Origin of the sequence: Mycobacterium sp. pV006 (assembly GCF_041287115.1) — a bacterium.
Lineage (GTDB): Bacteria > Actinomycetota > Actinomycetes > Mycobacteriales > Mycobacteriaceae > Mycobacterium.
This window is the reverse complement of the sequence record NZ_JBGGKT010000015.1, coordinates 57,681-76,239: the sequence shown is the minus strand read 5'-3', so window position 1 is coordinate 76,239 and position 18,559 is coordinate 57,681. Positions and strand designations below refer to the sequence as shown.

Genomic DNA, 18,559 nt, shown 5'->3' with positions numbered 1-18,559 from the left:
GCCCAGTCTAGGACGGGCGGTGCCTCCTGTTCGGGGCGTCTGGGCCGTCGCGGTGTGCGATCGTGAATCCGGTAACGGAGTACTCGCCACCAGGAGGCGGACATGGCACGGATGGTCACAGCGGTGCTCGCGGCTTTCGTCGCCGCCGTCGCCCTGGCGGGTCCGGCACAGGCCATCCCCGACCAGGGCACGCCGGCATTCGATCAGTACATGGCGGGCCTGCAGCGCAACGGCTACCACCTCAACCCCGACACCGCGTGGCGCGTCGCGCATCAGGCGTGTGTCGGCGGCATCCCCGGTTACATCGGTCTGGAGCTGGCCGCCCAGGGTGTGATCGGTCCCGGTGCGCAGCAGCGGGTGATGGAGGTGGCCCGGAAGTACGCGTGTCCCGTTGAGTGACCGCACCCCGGCGGCCCGCTCGGCTGTCGACATCATCGACTCCTATTTCACGTGCGAGTTCACCACGACGGCCCGCGACGGGTTCCCGCAGACCTGGCCGGTCAGTCCGCGGTTGCTCACCGACGGCCGACTGCTGGTCACGACGAGCATCGGCCTGCCGCAGAAGGCGTTCAACATCCGCCGCAACCCGAGAGTCGGGATGCTGTTCTCCGAACCGACCGGCAGCGGCGTGACCGAGCCGGGCGCCGTGCTCATCCAGGGCGATGCGGTCGCGGAGGACCGCATCGTGAGCGACGTCGAGTCGGAACCGGATCTGGCCGCGCTCGCCGAGACGCTGTCGGCGCGTCAGCCCGCCGGGGCGATGTGGAGCACCTTCATCGGGCGTCGGCTGTGGTGGTCCTACCACATGCGGCTGCTGATCTACGTCACGCCCCGCCGCGTCCTGTTCTGGCCGACCCGCGACTTCGCCACTACCCCAGTGGAAGTCGATGTCGCCGAGGTGCGACGTGTGGACTGACGCGGCCCGGCGGCTGAGCAGGTTCTCAGAAGCAGTGTTGACCGCCTACGACGGGCAGGGCTATCCGGTCAGCGTTCGCGTCAGCACCCATGCCTACGACGCGGCGACCGGCGAACTGCCGGTGGTACTGCCGGAGGCGCTGGCCGCCGTCGAGGGTCCGGCGAACCTGCTGTGCCACTACCACGACGAGAAGTTGTGGAACCTCGACAGCGCGCAGGTTCGGGGCCGCCTGCAGCGGCGCGACGACGCGTGGGTGTTCGTCACCGAATCGTTCACGCCGAAGTCGCGCTGGTTCCTGGTGTCGTTCCTGAAGAACAACCACACCGCGGCCCAGCGCTACCTCGACAAACGCGGACTGGACCGCCCCCCCGTGAATTGGGATGCAGTGGAAGCGGTTCGGCGTCGAGCGCGTCGTATGCGCGGAGCGTGACGGTGCCCGGTGAACTCGCGCTCGGCCTGACCGTCGTCCTGGGGTTGCTCGCGGTCGGTGCGGTGGTTCTCGCGCTGCGCACCCGCCAGGTGGTGGCCACACCGACCGAGCGGGCGGTCCACGCCGCGCTGCACACCGCCTCGCAGGCCGCCCGGGCGTTGCGTCAGGGCCTCGACGTCGACTCCGCGCAGACCTCAGCGCCGTTCCTGCGGACGCTGACCGGTACCGACGGGCTCGCGTTGTTCGATCCCGACGGCCACATGCTCAGCCGCGACCCCGACGAGCACCCGTTATGGGACCGCACCGACGACGCCTGCCGGACCGCGGCGCGGGAATCGCTTGCCGCACAACGTCGCGTGATGACCCATGCCGAGGGATCGGCGGTGGTCGCGCAACCGCTGCTCACCGAGGCCGGAGACCTGCTCGGGGTGCTCGTGATCGTCACGACGCGCTCTCCGGCGCCCGGGATGCTCGGCGCGGTGGGCGAGGTGGCCCGGTACGCGGCCGGGCAGATCGAACTCGCCGAACTCGACGCGTCCCGCGCACGGCTGGACCGCGCCGAGGTGTTGGCGCTGCGCGCGCAGATCAGCCCGCATTTCATCTACAACGCGCTCAACACCATCGCGTCGTTCGTGCGCACCGACCCCGACCGGGCGCGCGAACTGATCCTCGAGTTCGCCGACTTCACCCGCTACTCGTTCCGCGCGGCCGGGCAGTACACCACCCTCGCCGACGAACTGCGCAACATCGATCGCTACCTGACGTTGGAGCGGGCCCGGTTCGGCGACTCCCTGCACGTCAGATTGCAGGTGGCTCCGGAGGTGCTGGGCGTCGTCGTACCGTTTTTGGCGTTGCAGCCGCTGGTGGAAAACGCTGTGCGGCACGGCTTTGCGGGTCGGGCCGGCGGGTCGATCGAACTGGTCGCCCGCGACGAGGGTTCCGACTGCGTGATCACCGTCGAGGACGACGGCGTCGGCATCGATCCCGAGGCGTTGCGCGCCGGGCCCGGCGACGCGCTGGCCGCGGCGGGCACCGACGGTTCCTCGGCACATGTGGGGCTGACCAATGTCGACCATCGCCTGCGCGCGGCGTTCGGCAACGACTACGGTCTGGTGGTCGAGACGGCGATCGGCGCAGGCACCAAGGTGGTCATGCGGGTGCCCAAGTTCCGGTCGGGTGTGCGAGCCGGCGGAGGTGCGTTCGGGGTGAGCCAGTGACCAGACCGCTCACGGTGCTCGCGGTCGACGACGAGGCTCCCGCGCTCGACGAGTTGGTGTACCTGCTGGGCCGTCATCCCGACATCGGCGAGGTGTGGCGGGCCGGCGACGCGACCTCGGCCCTGCGCGAACTGAACCAGCACCGCATCGACGCGGTGTTCCTCGACATCAACATGCCGGGTCTGACCGGCATCGAGCTGGCCGGGGTGCTGGCCAACTTCTCGCATCGCCCTTCCGTCGTCTTCGTCACCGCCCACGACGACAAGGCCGTCGCAGCGTTCGATGTGGGCGCCCTCGACTATCTGCTCAAGCCGATCCGGGAGAACCGGCTCGATCAGGCGGTGCGCCGGGTGCTCGACGCGCGCAACAGTCCCTCCCCCGCACCCGCCCCCACCGACCGCGCCGAAGCCGAGTCCGATGTGGTGCCGGCCGAACTCGGCGGCGTCACCCATTTCGTCCCCCGCGACAGCATCGGGTGGGTCGAGGCCGAGGGTGACTACGCGCGGTTGCATGCCACCTCGGGCGCCCATCTGGTCCGCATCCCCCTGAGCACCTTGGAAACCCGTTGGCACGCCCACGGATTCCAGCGTGTGCACCGGTCGTACCTGGTGGCGCTGCGACTGGTGACCGGGTTGCGCAACACCGACGGCGGGATGCTGGTCCGGTTGCGGGCCAACGGCGCCTCACCCGCGGTGGAACTCCCGGTCAGCCGACGGCAGGCGCGCGAGCTACGGGATCGGCTGGTGCGCAATCCGATGCGTAACCTGCGGCCGGACGGGGTCACCGGTGAGTGAGCCGCACCGGCCGCAGCGGCAACGCGTCGTGCTCGCCCACCGCCGCGGCGCCCGGATGGTGCGGACCCGGGTCGAGGTCGAAGAACAGACCGTCGTCGGCGATGCGTTCGTGCGGGGTCTGGTGCGCGCGCAACTCGGCCTGGCGGTGCGGCTCGGCGCTGTCGCGGTGTGCCTGCTGGGCGCCATCCCGATCCTCGATGCCGTGTTCCCCGGTCTTGCAGAGTTGACGGTGTTCGGGGTGCGGCTGAACTGGTTCGTGCTGGCAGCGCTGGTGTACCCGCTGCTCTACGGGCTCGGATGGTTCTACGTGCGCGCCGCCGAACAGAGCGAGCGGGACTTCGTCGGCGTCATCGACTCCGAGCCATGACCGGCTCTCCGCTGACCGCCGTCGCCCTGCTGGCCGCGGCCGTGGCCACGGTCGCGATCGGCGCCTACGGCGTGCGGTTCTCGCGCACCACCTCCGATTTCCTGGTCGCGTCGCGCACCGTCGGGTCACGGTGGAACGCCGCCGCGGTGTCGGGCGAATATCTCTCGGCGGCTTCGTTTCTCGGGGTGGCCGGCCTGATCGCCAAGTACGGTGCCGACGCGCTGTGGTACCCGGTCGGGTTCACCGCCGGCTACCTCGGGCTACTGCTGTTGGTCGCGGCGCCGCTGCGACGCTCAGGGGCCTACACCGTGCCCGATTTCGCCGAGTTCCGGCTCGGCTCACGACGTCTGCGCAAGGTGGCGATGCTGGTCGTCGTCGCGGTCTGCATCTTCTATCTGGTACCGCAGTACCAAGGCGCCGGACTGGCACTCAAGACGCTGCTGGGTCTGCCGGTGTGGGTGGGCCCGGTGGCGGTCGGGCTGATCATCATCGCCAACGTGGTCGCCGGGGGCATGCGGTCCATCACGTTCGTACAGGCCTTCCAGTACTGGCTCAAACTCACCGCGGTCGCCATTCCCGCCCTGGCCCTGGCTGCACTGTTCTTCTCCGACGGCGGTGGCGAACTCGGCGGTCCGCTGCCGCCGACGGTGCCGCAGCAGACCACGGTGACGATCGAGACCGACGTCGTGGTCCAGGTCGCCGCCCCGGCCGGAGTGACGGTCACCGGCAGCCTGGACGGACGCGAAGTGCGCGGCGTCGCGATCGGCGAATCCGGAGAGCACCGGCTGGGGGCGGGCAGCACCCTGGAGTTGGCGGCCGGCGCGGCGACACCGGTGGTGGCCGGGGCCCCCGACACCGGCACCGAATGGATCGCCTCGGGCGGTGGACTCGGCGGACCGCACCCGCTGTTCCAGGTGTTCTCGATCATCGTCGCGACGTTTCTGGGCACCATGGGACTCCCCCACGTCCTGGTGCGCTTCTACACCAACCCCGACGGCCGTGCCGCGCGCCGGACCGCGCTGGCGGTGATCGCGCTGCTGTCGCTGTTCTATCTGTTCCCGACGCTGCTCGGCGTGTTCTCCCGGCTCTACGTACCCCAGTTGCTGATCACCGGGACCGCCGACGCGGCGGTGCTGCTCGCGCCCGGCGCCGTCATCGCCGGACCGGTCGGACAGATCCTCGGCGCGCTGGTCGCCGCCGGTGCCATCGCGGCGTTTCTGGCCACCTCGTCCGGACTGCTGGTCAGTTTCGCCGGCGCGCTGGCCACCGATGTGCTGCGGGGGCGGGTCCGGGACTTCCGGCTGGCCGCCGTGATCGGTGGGCTGTTGCCGATTCCATTGGCGCTGAGTGCATCCGGCGGTCTGGAGTTGTCGCGCAGCGTCGGCCTGGCGTTTGCGGTGGCGGCGTCGACGTTGTGCCCGCTGCTGGTGCTGGGCATCTGGTGGCGGGGACTGACAGCGGCGGGTGCGATCGCCGGGCTCGCGGTGGGCGGCCTGCTGTCCGGCGGCGCGGTGACCGTGGCGGTGCTCGGGGGCGTCGCCGAGTCCGTCGGTTCCGGTTGGCCCGCTGCGCTCCTCGGCTACCCCGCTGCGGTCAGCGTGCCGCTGGCCTTCGCGACCATGATCGTCGGCAGCAGGCTGACCCGCGGGACCGCACCGTCGGACGTCGCGCAGATCTTCGCGCGCATGCACGTCCCCGAGCATTTCGGCATGGGCATCGAGCGTCTGCCGCAGGAACGCGGGGGTCGCACCGCTCGTCGTCGCTGACCGACCGTTCACCGCACTGGCTCCGGGTCTCGCCGTGTCAGCACAGTCGGGGGCGGGTATGTGATCTGCATCTCAGTTAAGTTCCACCCGGTGCCACATCATCGACCACAGCAGTCAGGAGCGTGACGACAGGTGTCCGAGACAAGTCTTCCGATTCGCCCGGAAACGATCAGTGGCGAACGCTATCGAGAAGTCCAGGCCAGCCCCGAGTTCCAGGAACTGCGGCGCCGGCTGCGGCGCTTCGTGTTCCCGATGAGTGCGGCGTTTCTCATCTGGTACGGCACCTACGTGCTGCTGGGGGCGTTCGCCCATGACTTCATGGCGATCCAGGTCTGGGGCAACATCAACGTCGGCCTGTTGATCGGCATCGGCCAGTTCGTCACGACCTTCGGCATCACCGCCCTCTACGTACGGTTCGCCAACCGGGTGATCGACCCGCGCGCCACCGTGCTGCGCGCCCAACTCGAAGGACACGCACAGTGACCCTCCATGCGGCCGAGACCGTCGGCAACCCTGTCGCGAACATGTCGATCTTCGCGTTGTTCGTCCTGGTGACGCTCTACATCGTCATCAAGGCCAGCAAGAAGAACGCCACCGCCACCGAGTTCTTCACCGCAGGCCGGGCATTCACCGGCCCACAGAACGGCATCGCGATCAGCGGCGACTACCTGTCGGCCGCGAGCTTCCTGGGGATCGCCGGCGCCATCGCCGTCTACGGCTACGACGGGTTCCTGTACTCCATCGGGTTCCTGGTCGCCTGGCTGGTCGCCCTGCTGCTCGTAGCCGAATTGCTGCGCAACACCGGCAAATTCACGATGGCCGACGTGCTGAGCTTCCGCCTCAAACAACGCCCGGTGCGCATGGCCGCGGCCACCAACACCCTGGCGGTGTCCCTGTTCTACCTGCTGGCGCAGATGGCCGGCGCCGGGGTGCTGGTCGCGCTGCTGCTCAACATCGAGAGCGGTCTCGGACAGTCGCTGGTGATCGCCATCGTGGGCGTGCTGATGATCGTCTACGTCCTCGTCGGCGGGATGAAGGGCACCACCTGGGTGCAGATCATCAAGGCGGTGCTGCTGATCGGCGGTGCCGGGGTGATGACCGTCCTGGTCCTGGCCAAGTTCGGCTTCAACTTCTCCGAGCTGTTGGGCACCGCGCAGACGATGATCAGCGGCAGTGCCGACGAGAAGATCGCCGCGCGGGACGTGCTGGCCCCGGGCGCGCAGTACGGCGTCTCGCTGACCACCCAGATGAACTTCATCTCGCTGGCGCTGGCGCTGGTGCTCGGCACCGCCGGTCTGCCGCACGTGCTGATGCGCTTCTACACCGTGCCCACCGCGAAGGAGGCCCGCCGCAGCGTGGTCTGGGCGATCGCGCTGATCGGCGCCTTCTACCTGTTCACGCTGGTGCTGGGGTACGGCGCGGGCGCGCTGGTCGGCCCGGACCGCATCCTGGCCGCCCCGGGCGGGGTGAACTCCGCTGCACCGCAACTGGCGTTCGAGCTGGGCGGGGTCATCCTCCTGGGCATCATCTCGGCGGTCGCGTTCGCGACCATCCTGGCCGTGGTCGCGGGCCTGACCATCACCGCGTCGGCGTCGTTCGCGCACGACATCTACGCCAGCGTGCTCAAGAACGACAACGTCTCCGAGACACAACAGGTCCGGATCTCGCGGATCACGGCCGTGGTGCTGGGCACGCTGGCCATCGGCCTGGGCATCCTGGCCCGCGAGCAGAACGTCGCGTTCCTGGTGGCGCTGGCGTTCGCGGTCGCGGCCGCGGCCAATCTGCCGACGATCCTCTACTCGCTGTACTGGCGGCGGTTCAACACGCGCGGCGCGCTGTGGAGCATGTACGGCGGGTTGATCTCGACGATCGTGCTGATCGTGTTCTCGCCGGCCGTGTCGGGGACGTCGACCTCGATGATCAAGAGCGTCGACTTCGCCTGGTTCCCGCTGGCCAACCCGGGCATCGTGTCGATCCCGTTGGCGTTCCTGCTCGGCATCATCGGCACCCTGACCTCACCCGACGACGAGGATCCGCTGAAGGCGGCCGAGATGGAGGTGCGGTCGCTGACCGGGGTCGGCGCCGAGAAGGCCGTCGACCACTAGCACGTCGTCCGCCGAGGTGAGTGGTTCTACTCAAGCCACCCACCTCGGCGGACACCTAGATTCGCGGGCATGAACACCACGACGTCGTTCCCGCGCCCGGACGAGGTGGAGGCCGCGACTCCGCACGACCGGGACCGGGCACTCGATGTCATCCGCATCGTCGCCCTGCTCGGCGTCGTGGTCGGCCACACCGTCATGGCCACCAGCACCGTGCGCGACGACGTCTTCATCTGGTCGAACCTGCTCACCACGACGCCGGTCCTGCAGGCGCTGACGTGGGTGTTCCAGATCATGCCGCTGTTCTTCTTCGCCGGTGTCGCCGCGTCGGTGACGTCCTGGACGCCGGGCGGCAGCTGGGGTGGCTGGCTGATGCGTCGCTGTACCCGGCTCTACCGGCCCGTCTTCTACTATCTGGCGTTCTGGGCGGTGGCCCTGACCGTGTTGCGGCTGGTGCTGCCGGTCGACGTGTACCGGCCGATCGCCGGAATCTCGACACAACTGCTGTGGTTCCTGGGTGCCTACGTCCTGGTCCTGGCCGCGATGCCGGCGCTGGCCCGGCTGACCACCGTCGGCCGGTTCGCCGCCGCTGTCGCGCTGATCTACAGCGCGGTCGCAGCGGTCGACATCCTCCGCATCCACACCGAGGCGCCGGCTGTCCTCGGCTATCTCAATCTCGCGATGTGGTTGATACCCGGCATGTTCGGCGTGGCCTACCGGCGCAAGCTGCTGCGCCCCGCCGCGGCCGTCGGCGTCGCCGTCACCGCGCTGGCGGTCAACGTCGCGCTGGTGGCCTTCGGGCCCTACGAACTGAGTCTCGTCGGCGTCGACGGCCAACAGCTGAAGAACATGTCCCCGCCGTCGCTGCTGCTGGCCGGACACGCAATCATGATGTGCGCAGCGGCAATTGCCGCCGCGCCGGCCATCGCGCGGTGGGCCGCCCGCCCCCGGGTGTGGTGGCTGACCGTCATCGGTAACTCGGGCGCGATGACGCTGTACCTGTGGCACATGCCGCCGCTGCTGGCCATGCACCTGGCGTTCGCCTATCTCGGACGGTCCCGCTTCGATCCCGCCGCGGCGGACTTCGTGGCGCTGTCGGTGGTCCAGGTGGTGTTGATGACGGTGATGGTGGGCGCGGCGTTCGTGGTGCTGCGGCCGCTGGAGAACGACCCGTTGCCGCTGTGGGACGGCGGCACGGTCACAGCGCGGGGCGCACAGAGCATCGCCGTCGGGTCGCTTCTGTGTGTTGCGGCCGCAGCGACGCTGGCGTCGGTGGGCTGGGGGCTCAAGGACGCCGGCCTGTACTGCACGGCGGCGATGGTGGCCGCGCTGGTCGCCGCGCGGATGACGGCCGGCGACGGATCAATCAGCCGCTCTTGCGGCGGAATTCACGACGGTTCTCGAGCGGACCGTGCGCGCGGGACTGCGGCGCGGGACCTCCCGAGCGCCCCGAGGCGCTGACCGACTTGGCGTTCTTGCGTTCCAACGCCTCACGGAACCGACGTTTGGTGTCGTCGCCGTCGGATGCGTCTACGGGTTCAGCCATGGACGCAACCCTAATCCGACGCACCGCCTCCGGCGGTGCGACCCGCTCAGCGGTTTCCCGGCGGCATGCCGTAGACATGCGAGATCGGCAACGTCATCAGGACCCTGCGGTCGTCGACCATGGCGCGGCGGTAGTCCGCCCAATCGGGATGTTCACCGGCGATGTTGCGGTACAGCGCCACCAGACCTTCGACGGTGTCGTCGTCGGGTTGCGCAGCCGGTGGTGTCAACACGGCGTCCCCTTCGGCCACCGCGTAGGCCCAGCCGTCGTCGGAGCTGACGTGGATGGATGCGCGCGGGTCGCGCCGAAGATTGCGGGTCTTGGCGCGGGGCTCGGTGATCGACACCGAGATGGTCAGGGCACGGGGATCGAAGTGGTAGGAGACGTTGGACAACTGCGGCCGGCCGTCGCGCTTGAGCGTGGCCAGCACGCCCAGAGAGTTGCCGGCGATCAGCGCCAGCAGCTTGTCGTCGAACACGTCGCGCGTCATGACACGAGCGTACGTCTGCCGACCGTCTGGGATGATCGAACAGATGACTCGGTACGCGGCGTTCCTGCGAGGCGTCAACGTCGGCGGGGTCAACCTCAAGATGGCCGACGTGGCGCGCACCCTCGAGCGCGCCGGCTTCGAGCAGGTGAAGACGATCCTGGCCAGCGGCAACGTGCTCCTCGACAGCTCACTGGACACCGCGTCGGTCCGCACCACCGCCGAGCGAGCGTTGCGCGACGAATTCGGTTATCCGGCTTGGGTTCTGGTGTACGACCTCCCGACCGTGGCCGCGATCTCGGCGGCCTACCCGTTCGAGCGCGAGGTCGACGGCCACCACTCGTATGTGACGTTCGTCAGCGACGACGCGGTGGCCGACGAGCTGGCCGCGCTGGTGGCCGAACCGGGCCCGCACGAGAAGATCGCGCGCGGCGACGGGGTCCTCTACTGGCAGGTCCCCCGCTCGGCCACGCTGACCAGCGCGCTGGGCAAGACCATGGGCAAGGCCCGGTACAAGTCTTCGACCACCACCCGCAACCTGCGCACCCTGGACAAGGTGCTGCGGGCCTGACCACGACGAAGGGTTATCGATGACCGACAAGATCGCCGTCGACCTGACGGGAGTGCCCGAGACGGCGCTGATGACGTTGAAGGTGCGGGCCACCGAGGCCGCCCGACCGGACGGCCTGCTCTCCGACCCGATGGCCGTGCAGCTGGTCGAGGCGATCGACTTCGATTTCGGCAAGTTCGGCTTCACCCGGCGCCAGGACATGGCCGTGCGCGCCCGGTTGTTCGACAAGCACACCAGGCGCTACCTCGTCGATCACCCCAAGGCGACGGTGGTCGCGCTGGCCGAGGGATTGCAGACCAGCTTCTACCGGATCGACGCCCCCGGGCCCGGCCCGGATGTGGGCCACGACTTCCGTTGGTTGAGTGTGGACCTGCCGCCGATGATCGAGCTGCGACGCAAACTGCTGCCGCCGTCGGACCGGGTCCAGATGTGCGCACAGTCGGCGCTGGACTTCAGCTGGATGGACCGGGTCGACCCGGCCGACGGTGTGTTCATCACCGCCGAGGGCCTGTTGATGTACCTGCAGCCGTCGGATGCGATGGCCTTGATCCGGGCGTGCGCGAAGCGATTCCCGGGCGGCCAGATGATCTTCGACCTGCCACCGTCGGCGTTCGCTCCGTTGTCGCGGCGCGGCATGCGCACCTCGCGGCGCTACCGCGTCCCGCCCATGCCGTTCACACTGTCGGTCGCCGAGGCCGCCGACCTGGTGCACACGGTCGACGGGGTGCGCGCCGTGCACGACCTGCCGATCGAAGGCGCACGCGGCCGCGTGCTCAACACGCTGATCTGGGCGGTCCAGCGCGTGCCGCTGCTGGATTCGGTGCGCCCGTTGACGTTGCTGCTCGAGTTCGGCTGACTCAGCCGAACGCGGCCTCCACGTACCGCAGCGCTGCGCCCTTGTCGACACCCAACGCGCGCGCGGTGGCCACGTAGGTGTGCGCGGCGGTGGCCATCGCGGCGTCGGCCGGGTCCGACCGGGCCACGAAAGTGCCGAAGCGGCCCCGGGTTTCCAGAATCCCGGCGGCTTCGAGCTCCCGGTAGGCGCGCGCCACGGTGTTCACGGCGAGGTCGAGTTGACCGGCCAGCTCGCGTACGGTCGGCAACCGGGTGCCGGCAGCGAGCTTGCCGTCCCGGATTCCCTCGATGATCTGGGTCCGCAGCTGATCGAACAGCGGCCTACCCCCATGCGGATCCACGCGTACCCAATCCCCCAATTCGGACACGTGCCCAGTATCACCCACACCGACTAGTTTGGTGGCATGCGGGTAACGGTGTTCAGCGGCGCAGGGATCTCGGCCGAGAGCGGGGTGCCGACCTTCCGCGACGTCGAAACCGGCCTGTGGGCGCAGGTCGACCCCTATGAGATCTCCAGTTCGCAGGGTTGGCAGGCCCGCCCCGACCGGGTGTGGGCGTGGTACCTGTGGCGCCACCACATGATGGGTGCCGTCGCCCCGAACGACGCGCACCGCGCGGTTGCGGCCTGGCAGGACGGCGCCGAGGTCCATGTCGTCACCCAGAACGTCGACAACCTGCACGAGCGCGCGGGTAGCCGCAACGTCTACCACGTCCACGGCAGCCTCTTCGAATTCCATTGCGACCGATGCAAAGAGGTGTACACGGGACCGATACCCGACATGCCCGAGCCGGTCGAGTCGGTGCCGCCGCCGCGCTGCGCCTGCGGCGGGCTGATCCGCCCGAACGTGGTCTGGTTCGGCGAGGCACTCCCCGACGACGCCTGGGAGCGCTCGGTCGAGGCCGTCGTACACGCCGACGTGGTCGTGGTGGTCGGAACCTCGTCGGTGGTCTATCCGGCTGCCGGGCTACCCGAACTCGCGCTGGCCAACGGCACGCCGGTGATCGAGGTCAACCCGGACCCGACCCCGCTGACCGAGTCGGCGACGGTGTCGCTGCGCGAGAAGGCCGCCAGCGCCCTGCCCGGACTGATGCAGCGGCTGCCCGCGCTGCTCAACTAGGCCGGACGGCCACCCCGAGCGCGAACTCGGCGACCGGCAGCGGCGCCCACCGCGGAAACGTCCACTCGCGCCGCGCGTCGGTCAGCTCGAAGCCGGCGCGCGCGATGGTGTCCTCGGTGTGCCGGTGGGTGTGGCAGTTGCCGAGCAGCCGGGGCCAGATGGTGGCGTCGGCCATCTTCTGCAGGCGGGCGCGGGCACCGCTGCCGGCGACGTGCTCGAGGTAGCGCAACTGTCCCCCGGGACGCAGCATCGACCGCAGCGACCCCACCACGGTCGCGGGGTCCTCGACCGAACACAGCACCAACGAGCACACGACCGCGTCGAAAGGTTCGGTGTCCGTGAACTGTTCGACGGTGTCGGTGGTGACGGTGATCGGCACCGACGCGCGGGCGGCCGCCTGTTTCGCGCGCTGCGCCAGCCGCAGCTCCGGCTCGACCGCGACGACCTCGTCGACCGTGTCGGGGTAGAACTCGAAGTTCGTTCCGGTGCCGGCGCCGACCTCCAGGACCCGCCCGGTCAGCCCGGCGAGGTTCTGCCGACGCAGCCGGCGCAACGACTCCGGTTCGCGGGCCGACATGACGGTCCACAGACGTGCAAAGAACGGGTTATCGACCGCTTCGTTCATCGGCGACCTCCTTGAGCCAGGTGACGATCTCATACGGGGTGTCCGATTCCCGGATACCCCGTGCCACGACGTTGCCGCAGCACACCGCCCGCATCACCCGGTCGGTGAATTCCTCGGCGTCGCCCCACGGTAGGTAGGGCCGCGAGATCAACAGAGCCGCAATGCCGTGGGCTGCGGTCCACAATTCCAGCGCGAGCATCGTCGGGTCCGCGGGCGGGTAGATGCCGTCGGCGATCATCGCCTCGACCGCCGAACGCATGTGCACGAACGCCGAGCTGCTCAGGGTGACGTCGACGTCGCTGCCGGGGCGGCCGTGGCCCATGGTGGCGATGCGGTACAACTCGGGGTTCTTCAACGCGAACCGCACGTAGGCCAGCCCCTGCGCGCGCAGGACGTCCACCGCGACCGGCCCGGCTTCGGCTGCCGCAGCCTGCATTTCGGTGTCGAGTTTCTCGAAGTAACGCCCGCACACCGCATCCAGCAGCGCGTCCTTGTCGGCGAAGTGCAGATAGATCGAGGGTGGGGTGACGCCGACGCGCTGGGCGACCGACCGGATCGGGACGGCTCTGGCGTCCCCCGATTCCAGCAGCAATTCCGTTGCCGCATCCAGGATCTCGTCGCGCAGCTGATCCCCGGACCCGCGCGGGGCACGTCGTCGGCGCAGCGGTTCGGCGGTCACCGGGGAGCCTCCTTTGCCACGGGAATCGGCGCGTCGAGGTCGTCTGGCGTTTCGCGGAATCCGATGCGTGCGTGCAGCCTGGCCAGCGGCGCGGGTGCCCACCAGTTCCAACGGCCGAGGACGTGCATGAACGACGGTACCAACAGCATGCGCACCAACGTGGCATCGGCGAGGATGGCCAGGGTCAGCCCGACGCCCATCATCCGCATGAACGAAACCTGCGCGGCGATCAACGCGGCGAAGGATATCGACATGATCAGAGCCGCCGCGGTGATCACGCGTCCGGTCCGGGCCAGTCCCAGCGCGACACTTTCATCGTTGTCGGCCGAGGTGGGTGCCTCGTCACCGCGTCGCGCCGCCGCCTGCAGCCAGTACTCCCGGATCCGGGACAGCAGGAACACCTCGTAATCCATCGACAGGCCGAACGCGATGCAGAACAGCAGCACCGGCATGTTGGCCACCAGCGTGCCGGTCGGTGTGGTGCCCAGGCCGCCGAGATGGCCGTCCTGGAAGATCCAGACCAGCGCGCCGAAGGCCGCGGTCAGCGACAACACATTCAGCACAAGGGCTTTCAGCGGAAGAACCACGCTGCCGGTGAGCAGGAACAGCAGCACGAAGGTGATCGCGGCGATCACCGACAGCACCAGTGGCAGCCGCGAGGTGATCGCCTGGGCGCTGTCGCGGTTGATCTGAGGCAGGCCGGTCACCAGTACGTCGCGCCCCTGCGGTGTCGGCGCGGCACGCAGGTTGTCGAGCTGGCGTTCCGAGGCCTCGGTGAACAGCGGCGCCTCGGAGGTGACCGTCAAGAACGCGCTGCCGGCGGCCGTTCCGGTCGGTGCCGACGGCGGCCCGGTCCGGACACCGTCGACAAACGCGCCGGTGGGCGCCGAGACCGAGGACACGTCGTCGATCCGTGACAACGCGGCGGCGTAACCGTCGAGCGCTGCGGGTGAGAGGCCGTCGGCGTCGGGCAGCACCATGTGCACGTTGCGGGCCGAGTCGACCGCGAAGTCCTCGCGCAGGTCGTCGCCGACCGTGCGCGCCGAAGCCGACGTGGGCAGTACCCGGTCGTCGGGGAAACCCCAGTTGGCGCCGAGGAACGGCACGCCCAGCAACAGCAGCGCGGTGACGACGACGGTGCCGATCGGAATGGCCCGGCGCATCACGAGTTTCGTGCCGCGGTACCAGAAGGTCTGCTCGACCGGCTTGGGCTGCGGGTCGGGCCGACCCAGGATGCGGCGACCGAGCTTGCGGATGTCCAGGGAGTTCAGGCGGTCACCGGCGAGCACGATCGCTGCGGGTGCCACCACGATCGCCGCCAGCGCCGCGAACGTCACCACTGCGACCCCGGCGTAGGCGAAGGACTTCAGGAAGTACATCGGGAACAGCACCATGGCGATCATCGACAGCGCCACCGTCAGCGCGGAGAACAGCACGGTGCGTCCCGCCGTGGTCATCGTGCGCACCAGCGCCCGCTCCGGTGACACCCCGTCGCCGATCTCGTCGCGGTAGCGGCTGATGATCAGCAGGGTGTAGTCGATCGCGAGCGCCAGCCCTAACGCGATGGTCAGGTTCAGCGCGAAGATCGAGACGTCGGTCAGCATCGTGACGGTCCGCAGCACCGCCATCGAGCCGAGGATCGCGAAGGCCCCGACCGCCAGGGGCAGCACGGCGGCGAGCAATCCCCCGAACACCCACACCAGCACCAGGAAGCTGAGCGGGATCGCGATGAGCTCCATCCGGAGCAGATCCTTCTCGCTCTGGGCGTTGATCTGCACGTAGGTCATCGCGACGCCGCCGGCGCGCACGGAGACGCCGTTGCGGTCCGACACCAGGTCGTCGGTGAGCTCCTTGGCGTACTTCTGGGCGTCGGTCTCGCCGCCGGTGATCCCGGCGATGATCAGTCCGGTGCGCCCATCCTCGCTGACCAGAGCCGGCCGGGCCGACGGCGGCGCGGTCCAGGCCGAGTTCACCGCGGCGACATGTGGGGACTGCTCGAGGCGTTCGACGATGTCCTGTCCCACCTCGCGGGCCTGCAACGAGTCGACGTCCGCGGCAGTGTCGTCCGGCGTCACGGCGATGATGAGCTCCATGTCGCCCTGATCGAACTTGTCGACCAGGATCTCGGTGGCGCGCGCCGACTGTGACGACGGATCCTGGAAGCCACCGGCTGAGAGATGCTGTGCCACCGGTACGCCGAACACCCCGCACGCGATCATGACCAGCACCGCGCCGATCAGAATGCGGCGCGGCGCCGCGATGGCCATAAGTGCGATGCGGTGCAGCACACCAACCCCCTCGATAAGATACCGGCGGTAAGTTATCAGCGGTAACTTACGAGGGTCAACAGCGGACGGCGATGATTTTTCGCCCCGACCGGAGTCTGGATCACCATGACGGAGTCCTCACAGACCACGAAACGCCCACGGACCGCGATCGACCCGGAAGCGGCTTTCGCAACGTCCGGGTCCCCCGCACTCGACATCGGCCTGCTTGTCCTGCGCCTGGCGGTGGGCGCAGCGATACTGCAGGCCGGCCTGATCAAGACGTTCGATTTCACCGCCACCGTCGGCTTCATGGGCGAGGCCGGCTGGCGCCTCCCGACCCTCGCGGCGTTCCTGGTGACCGCGGCGGAGACCTTGGGCGGGATCGGGCTGCTGTTGGGAGCGCTGACCCCGTTGGCCGCGTGTGCGGTGTTCAGCGCGATGCTGTGCGCGTGGGCGGTCAACGTCTCGGGTGCCGCGTTCTGGTCGGAACCGTTCAACGTGCCGTTCCTGATCGGGCTCGGCGCGGCGGCGCTGCTGTTCACCGGCGCAGGCGCGTACTCCGTGGACCGTCGCCTCGCGGCCCGGTTCGGACCGTCGCTGCGGGTGTCGGTGGCGCTTCTGACCGTCGCGATCGCAGCGGCGGTGCTGACATGGGTGGCGCTCTACGGCGTCAACCCGATCCACTTCAGCACCCCGGTCGGCTGATTGCTACCCGCCGGTAGATCGCCGAACCTACCCGGCGGTAAGAATTGCCACAGTATTGCGATACTCGGCTCACAGATTCCTTAGAGCCGGTGGTTACTTTTCAGTACATGTGGATCGACGACACCAACGCTGATGTCATCAAGGTTGATTTCGACGCGCTCTACCACGGCGATGTCCTGGTCGAGGGCGTGACCTCGGAGCAACTCGACGACGAGAACGCACTGCCCACCGCAGTGTGAACAACGCGCGCCCTCACGGGCGCGCGTTGTCCTTGATTCTGTTTGCCTGCCGCCCGGGCGCCATCGCGTGTGTCGATGTGCCCGGGCCGCAGTGTCTAAACGGTGGCCCGGGTGGCCGTGACCATTCCGGCGAGGCGGCCGTTGATCAGGTCCTCGGCCTCGCTGACCATCCGTGAGACCAGGTCGCCGCAGGTCGGGATGTCGTTGATCAGTCCCATGGACGTGCCGACGCTCCAGATACCGGCGTCGAGGTCGCCGACCTCGTAGACCTTCACGCCACGCTTGCCGGCGACGAGGTCCTTGACGTCTTCGAACTGACCGCCGTTGTTGAGGATCTGCACCACCTCGCGCGACACGGCGTTACTGGCCACACGCGCGGTGTTGCGCAACGGGCGGAAGATCAGCTCGGTGTCGAGCTCGCTGCCGGCCACGATGGCTTCCTTGACGTTCTGATGGATCGCCGACTCCACGGTGCACATGAACCGCGAACCCATGTTGATGCCGTCGGCACCCAGCGCCAGCGCGGCCACCAGGCCCCGGGCGTCGGCGAAACCGCCGGAGGCAATCAACGGGATCTCGATCTTGTCGGCCGCCGCGGGAATCAGCACCAGGCCCGGGATGTCGTCCTCGCCGGGGTGACCGGCGCACTCGAACCCGTCGATGCTGATGCCGTCCACACCCAGGCTCTGGGCCTTGACCGCGTGGCGCACCGAGGTGCACTTGTGCAGCACCTTGATGCCGTTGTCGTGGAACATCGGCAGATGCGGCGCCGGGTTCGATCCCGCGGTCTCGACGATCTTGACTCCGGAATCGACGATCACCTGACGGTATTCGTCGTACGGCGGCGGGTTGATCGTCGGCAGGATCGTCAGGTTCACCCCGAACGGCTTGTCGGTCAGATCCCGGCAGCGCGCGATCTCATTGGCCAGATCCGCCGGCGTCGGCTGGGTCAGCGCGGTGATGAACCCCAACGCACCCGCGTTGGCCACCGCCGCGACCAGTTCGGCGCGGCCGACCCACTGCATCCCACCCTGGACGATCGGGTGTTCGATCCCGAAGGCCTCGGTGAACTTCGTCGTGATACCCATCAGATTCCCCCCGCTTACCTGGGCGCCATGCGGATCGCGCCGTCGAGGCGGATGACCTCACCGTTGAGCATCGGGTTCTCCACGATGTGGGTGGCCAGCGCGCCGTACTCGTCGGGGTCACCGAGGCGGGCCGGGTGGGGCACCTGCTTGCCCAGCGAGTCCTGCGCCTCCTGCGGCAGCGAACCCAGCAGCGGGGTCTTGAACAGGCCCGGGGCGATGGTGCAGACGCGGATCAGCTCGCGCGACAGGTCGCGCGCGATCGGCAGGGTCATGCCGACCACGCCGCCCTTGGACGCCGAGTACGCGGCCTGACCGATCTGGCCCTCGAACGCGGCCACCGACGCGGTGTTGATGATCACGCCGCGCTCCCCGTTGATCGGTTCGGTCTTGGCGATGCGCTCGGCGCTCAGCCGCAGCACGTTGAAGGTGCCGATCAGGTTGACCTGGATCACCTTGGTGAAGCCGTCCAGCGGGAACGGGCCGTCCTTGCTCAGCGTCTTGGCCGCGTTGCCGATCCCGGCGCAGTTGACGTTGATGCGCAGCGGACCGAACTCCTCGGCGGCGTCGAGCGCAACCGAGACCTGCTCAGGATCCACGACGTTGGCCTCGACGAACTTGGCACGCGGGCCCAGCTCCTTGACGACGTCCTCACCCTTGAGGTCGATCACCACGACGGAGGCACCCCGGTCGAGCAGGCGCTTGGTCGTCGCCAGGCCCAGCCCGGAAGCTCCCCCGGTGACGACGGCGGCGGCGTCTTTGATCTCCACGAATACGTTTCCTTTCTTTT

The 18,559-nt window shown here is 68.7% G+C and carries 22 protein-coding genes and 1 pseudogene; 15 read left to right on the top strand and 8 right to left on the bottom strand.

What is annotated here, in order from left to right; all coding sequences use genetic code 11:
• Nucleotides 1-102 precede the first annotated feature (102 nt).
• The 10 genes and pseudogenes from ACAG25_RS20470 to ACAG25_RS20425 all read left to right on the top strand — a co-directional run.
• Nucleotides 103-399: a DUF732 domain-containing protein gene (locus ACAG25_RS20470; RefSeq protein WP_370490305.1), complete on the top strand. Its 297-nt coding sequence runs from the start codon at nt 103-105 to the stop codon at nt 397-399.
• Nucleotides 392-916, top strand: coding sequence for a pyridoxamine 5'-phosphate oxidase family protein (locus ACAG25_RS20465; RefSeq protein WP_370490304.1), 525 nt, complete (start codon nt 392-394; stop codon nt 914-916). Before ACAG25_RS20470 ends, ACAG25_RS20465 begins: the two co-directional genes overlap by 8 nt.
• Nucleotides 906-1,346, top strand: a complete 441-nt coding sequence (locus ACAG25_RS20460) for a hypothetical protein (RefSeq protein WP_370490303.1) — start codon at nt 906-908, stop codon at nt 1,344-1,346. The genes ACAG25_RS20465 and ACAG25_RS20460 overlap by 11 nt, the downstream gene beginning before the upstream one ends.
• Nucleotides 1,347-1,348: 2 nt before the next feature.
• Nucleotides 1,349-2,563, top strand: coding sequence for a sensor histidine kinase (locus tag ACAG25_RS20455; protein ID WP_370490342.1), 1,215 nt, complete (start codon nt 1,349-1,351; stop codon nt 2,561-2,563).
• A complete protein-coding gene (locus ACAG25_RS20450; RefSeq protein WP_370490302.1) occupies nt 2,560-3,357 on the top strand; it encodes a LytR/AlgR family response regulator transcription factor in 798 nt (265 codons plus the stop codon). The genes ACAG25_RS20455 and ACAG25_RS20450 overlap by 4 nt, the downstream gene beginning before the upstream one ends.
• A 55-nt stretch (nt 3,358-3,412) precedes the next feature.
• Nucleotides 3,413-3,724, top strand: coding sequence for a hypothetical protein (locus tag ACAG25_RS20445; RefSeq protein WP_370490341.1), 312 nt, complete (start codon nt 3,413-3,415; stop codon nt 3,722-3,724).
• Entirely contained in the window at nt 3,721-5,490 is a 1,770-nt protein-coding gene (locus tag ACAG25_RS20440; RefSeq protein WP_370490301.1) for a cation acetate symporter, read from the top strand. Before ACAG25_RS20445 ends, ACAG25_RS20440 begins: the two co-directional genes overlap by 4 nt.
• A gap of 132 nt (nt 5,491-5,622) precedes the next feature.
• Nucleotides 5,623-5,973: a DUF485 domain-containing protein gene (locus ACAG25_RS20435; RefSeq protein ID WP_370490300.1), complete on the top strand. Its 351-nt coding sequence runs from the start codon at nt 5,623-5,625 to the stop codon at nt 5,971-5,973.
• A 41-nt stretch (nt 5,974-6,014) separates the two neighbouring features.
• Entirely contained in the window at nt 6,015-7,595 is a 1,581-nt protein-coding gene (locus tag ACAG25_RS20430) for a cation acetate symporter (RefSeq protein WP_370490340.1), read from the top strand.
• A 69-nt stretch (nt 7,596-7,664) separates the two neighbouring features.
• A pseudogene (locus tag ACAG25_RS20425) lies at nt 7,665-8,951 on the top strand (acyltransferase); the annotation flags it as partial.
• A gap of 7 nt (nt 8,952-8,958) precedes the next feature.
• Here the strand turns inward: ACAG25_RS20425 and ACAG25_RS20420 are convergent.
• Both ACAG25_RS20420 and ACAG25_RS20415 read right to left on the bottom strand, forming a co-directional pair.
• Nucleotides 8,959-9,138: a DUF5302 domain-containing protein gene (locus ACAG25_RS20420; RefSeq protein WP_370490299.1), complete on the bottom strand. Its 180-nt coding sequence runs from the start codon at nt 9,136-9,138 to the stop codon at nt 8,959-8,961.
• A 46-nt stretch (nt 9,139-9,184) separates the two neighbouring features.
• Entirely contained in the window at nt 9,185-9,628 is a 444-nt protein-coding gene (locus ACAG25_RS20415) for a PPOX class F420-dependent oxidoreductase (RefSeq protein ID WP_370490298.1), read from the bottom strand.
• Between the two features lie 43 nt (nt 9,629-9,671).
• On the opposite strand from ACAG25_RS20415, the gene ACAG25_RS20410 reads away from it, so the two are divergent.
• Both ACAG25_RS20410 and ACAG25_RS20405 read left to right on the top strand, forming a co-directional pair.
• Nucleotides 9,672-10,196, top strand: a complete 525-nt coding sequence (locus tag ACAG25_RS20410) for a DUF1697 domain-containing protein (protein ID WP_370490297.1) — start codon at nt 9,672-9,674, stop codon at nt 10,194-10,196.
• A 19-nt stretch (nt 10,197-10,215) separates the two neighbouring features.
• Nucleotides 10,216-11,052 (top strand): class I SAM-dependent methyltransferase, encoded by an 837-nt coding sequence (locus tag ACAG25_RS20405; RefSeq protein WP_370490296.1) that lies wholly within the window; start codon nt 10,216-10,218, stop codon nt 11,050-11,052.
• A 1-nt stretch (nt 11,053) separates the two neighbouring features.
• On the opposite strand, the gene ACAG25_RS20400 is transcribed toward ACAG25_RS20405, so the two are convergent.
• Nucleotides 11,054-11,419, bottom strand: coding sequence for a GntR family transcriptional regulator (locus tag ACAG25_RS20400; protein ID WP_370490339.1), 366 nt, complete (start codon nt 11,417-11,419; stop codon nt 11,054-11,056).
• A 36-nt stretch (nt 11,420-11,455) separates the two neighbouring features.
• Between ACAG25_RS20400 and ACAG25_RS20395 the strand changes: the two genes are divergently transcribed.
• Entirely contained in the window at nt 11,456-12,169 is a 714-nt protein-coding gene (locus ACAG25_RS20395; RefSeq protein WP_370490295.1) for an NAD-dependent deacylase, read from the top strand.
• On the opposite strand, the gene ACAG25_RS20390 is transcribed toward ACAG25_RS20395, so the two are convergent.
• From ACAG25_RS20390 to ACAG25_RS20380, 3 genes are read right to left on the bottom strand one after another with little or no spacing between them, the layout of a single operon-like run.
• A complete protein-coding gene (locus tag ACAG25_RS20390) occupies nt 12,162-12,794 on the bottom strand; it encodes a class I SAM-dependent methyltransferase (RefSeq protein WP_370490294.1) in 633 nt (210 codons plus the stop codon). The two genes, ACAG25_RS20395 and ACAG25_RS20390, sit on opposite strands and share 8 nt — an antisense overlap.
• A complete protein-coding gene (locus tag ACAG25_RS20385; RefSeq protein ID WP_370490293.1) occupies nt 12,775-13,473 on the bottom strand; it encodes a TetR/AcrR family transcriptional regulator in 699 nt (232 codons plus the stop codon). The genes ACAG25_RS20390 and ACAG25_RS20385 overlap by 20 nt, the downstream gene beginning before the upstream one ends.
• Nucleotides 13,470-15,761 carry an MMPL family transporter gene (locus tag ACAG25_RS20380; RefSeq protein WP_370490292.1) on the bottom strand — a complete coding sequence of 764 codons (2,292 nt, stop codon included), beginning with the start codon at nt 15,759-15,761 and terminating at the stop codon, nt 13,470-13,472. The genes ACAG25_RS20385 and ACAG25_RS20380 overlap by 4 nt, the downstream gene beginning before the upstream one ends.
• A gap of 105 nt (nt 15,762-15,866) precedes the next feature.
• Here ACAG25_RS20380 and ACAG25_RS20375 point away from each other — a divergent pair, with 105 nt between their 5' ends.
• Complete coding sequence (locus ACAG25_RS20375; protein WP_370490291.1) at nt 15,867-16,445, top strand: DoxX family protein; 579 nt, start codon at nt 15,867-15,869, stop codon at nt 16,443-16,445.
• A 107-nt stretch (nt 16,446-16,552) separates the two neighbouring features.
• Nucleotides 16,553-16,684 carry a hypothetical protein gene (locus ACAG25_RS20370; RefSeq protein ID WP_370490290.1) on the top strand — a complete coding sequence of 44 codons (132 nt, stop codon included), beginning with the start codon at nt 16,553-16,555 and terminating at the stop codon, nt 16,682-16,684.
• Nucleotides 16,685-16,779: 95 nt separating this feature from the next.
• On the opposite strand, the gene ACAG25_RS20365 is transcribed toward ACAG25_RS20370, so the two are convergent.
• On the bottom strand, nt 16,780-17,772 hold the full coding sequence (locus ACAG25_RS20365) for an NAD(P)H-dependent flavin oxidoreductase (RefSeq protein WP_370490289.1): 993 nt from the start codon (nt 17,770-17,772) through the stop codon (nt 16,780-16,782).
• A 14-nt stretch (nt 17,773-17,786) separates the two neighbouring features.
• Complete coding sequence (locus tag ACAG25_RS20360; RefSeq protein ID WP_370490288.1) at nt 17,787-18,539, bottom strand: 3-hydroxyacyl-CoA dehydrogenase; 753 nt, start codon at nt 18,537-18,539, stop codon at nt 17,787-17,789.
• Nucleotides 18,540-18,559 lie beyond the last annotated feature (20 nt).